At 63.9% G+C, this 1738-nt stretch carries 2 protein-coding genes; both read right to left on the reverse strand.

Features of this window, described 5'->3' with window-relative positions; translation table 11 throughout:
- Nucleotides 1–122: 122 nt before the first annotated feature.
- Nucleotides 123–953, reverse strand: coding sequence for a tRNA glutamyl-Q(34) synthetase GluQRS (gene gluQRS, locus JNN06_RS01430; RefSeq protein ID WP_291237818.1), 831 nt, complete (start codon nucleotides 951–953; stop codon nucleotides 123–125).
- Nucleotides 935–1738, reverse strand: an 804-nt coding sequence (gene trmFO, locus JNN06_RS01435; protein ID WP_291237819.1) for a methylenetetrahydrofolate--tRNA-(uracil(54)-C(5))-methyltransferase (FADH(2)-oxidizing) TrmFO, incomplete at its 5' end; no start/stop codon positions are given. The genes trmFO and gluQRS, both read right to left, overlap by 19 nt.

Consider the following 1738-nt stretch of genomic DNA (forward strand, 5'->3'; position numbering starts at 1 on the left):
CTGCTGACCACGGGCGGCATTTTCGGGCTTTTGGCCCTGATCCTCACCGGTCTTGTGCTGTGGCGGGTGTTGCAAGCCTGGGCCAGCGGCAGCCTTGCCGCCAAGACCAACGCCGCCGAGGCCTAAAGCCCGAGCAACGCCCGAATATCCTGTGGCGTCGCACCCTCGGCGCGGTATTTCGCCAAGGCGCGCGCGTCGTCGCGCTTGGCCAGCCGCTTTCCCTGATCGTCGCGGATCAGCCGGTGATGGTGGTAGGCCGGCGTTGGCAGGCGCAACAGCCGTTGCAGCAGCACATGAATCGCCGTCGCCTCGAACAGATCAGCGCCGCGCGTCACCTCGGTGATGCCCTGCGCCGCGTCATCCACCACCACCGCCAGATGATACGCGGTGCCAAGATCGCGCCGCGCCAGAACAATATCCCCAATGGTTTCAATCATTTCCGGCGCGGTCTTGCAGTGCTGTCCGGCATGGTCCGGCCCGCTGTCGTGAAAGCTGACCGGCCCGACCAGGCCCATGGCCCGCGCCATATCCAGCCGGATCGCCGCATCCGGTGCTTGCAAGCCCTTGGCCCGGCACAGGCCCGGATAAACCGGCCCATCCGGCCCGATCAAGGCCGCGCCTTCCTGCGGCGCCGACAATGCCGCCCGAATATCCCCGCGCGAACAGTCGCAGCGATAGATCACACCCAAGATGTGCAGCTTTTCAAGGGCTTGCCGATAAAAGCTGAGCCGCTCGGATTGCCGCATCACCGGCTGCGGCCAGCTGAGGCCCAGCCAACGCAGATCGTCAAAGATCGCGATTTCCCAATCTGGCTTGCAGCGCGCGCGATCAATATCCTCGATCCGCAGCCGCATCCGCCCGCGCGCATCGGCCACCAGCGCGGCATAGGCATGGCCCAGATGCAGCGGCCCAGTAGGCGATGGCGCAAAGCGCGTTATTGCGCTGCCAACCATGCGGCAAAAGCCTCTTTCGCGCGGTCGGTATAGGCCTTGTAGCGATCCTTGCGGCCCCGGCGCCCGCCCTTGGCATCAATCGGCGGGAACAGCCCGAAGTTCACATTCATCGGCTGGAAGGTTTTGGCCTCGGCGCCGCCGGTGATATGGGTGATCAGCGCGCCCATCGCCGTGTCGGGCGGAGGCGGCGGCAGAATTTGCCCCTTGGCCTCTGCGGCAGCCATCCTGCCGGCGAGCAAACCCATCGCCGCGCTTTCCACATAGCCCTCAACCCCCGTCACCTGACCGGCAAAGCGGATGTTCGGCCGCGACTTCAGGCGCATCTGCTCATCCAGCAGCGTGGGCGAATTGAGGAAAGTGTTGCGGTGAATGCCGCCCAGCCGGGCAAAGCTGGCGTTTTCAAGGCCGGGAATCATTTTGAAAACAGCAGTTTGCGCGCCGTATTTCATCTTGGTCTGAAAGCCCACGATGTTATAAAGCGTGCCCAGCTTGTTGTCGCGGCGCAGCTGCACCACAGCATAGGCCTTGTCTTGCGGCTTATGCGCATTGGTCAGTCCCACGGGCTTCATCGGCCCATGGCGCAGCGTCTCGCGCCCGCGCTCTGCCATCACCTCGATGGGCAGGCAGCCATCGAAATAGCCCGCCGTTTCGCCCTCATGGAATTCGGTCTTGTCGGCGGCCAGCAGCGCGTCGATGAATGTCTCATATTGCGGCTTGTCCATCGGGCAGTTGATATAGGCGGTGCGCTCCTCCTCGGTCTCGCCCTTGTCATAGCGGCTTTGCAG

This window comes from Gemmobacter sp. (assembly GCF_016792925.1).
GTDB lineage: Bacteria > Pseudomonadota > Alphaproteobacteria > Rhodobacterales > Rhodobacteraceae > Gemmobacter.

Excerpts from the sequence above, each read along its gene's own strand:
- gluQRS (WP_291237818.1), bottom strand. The coding sequence starts at position 953 with ATGGTTGGCAGCGCAATAACGCGCTTTGCGCCATCGCCTACTGGGCCG.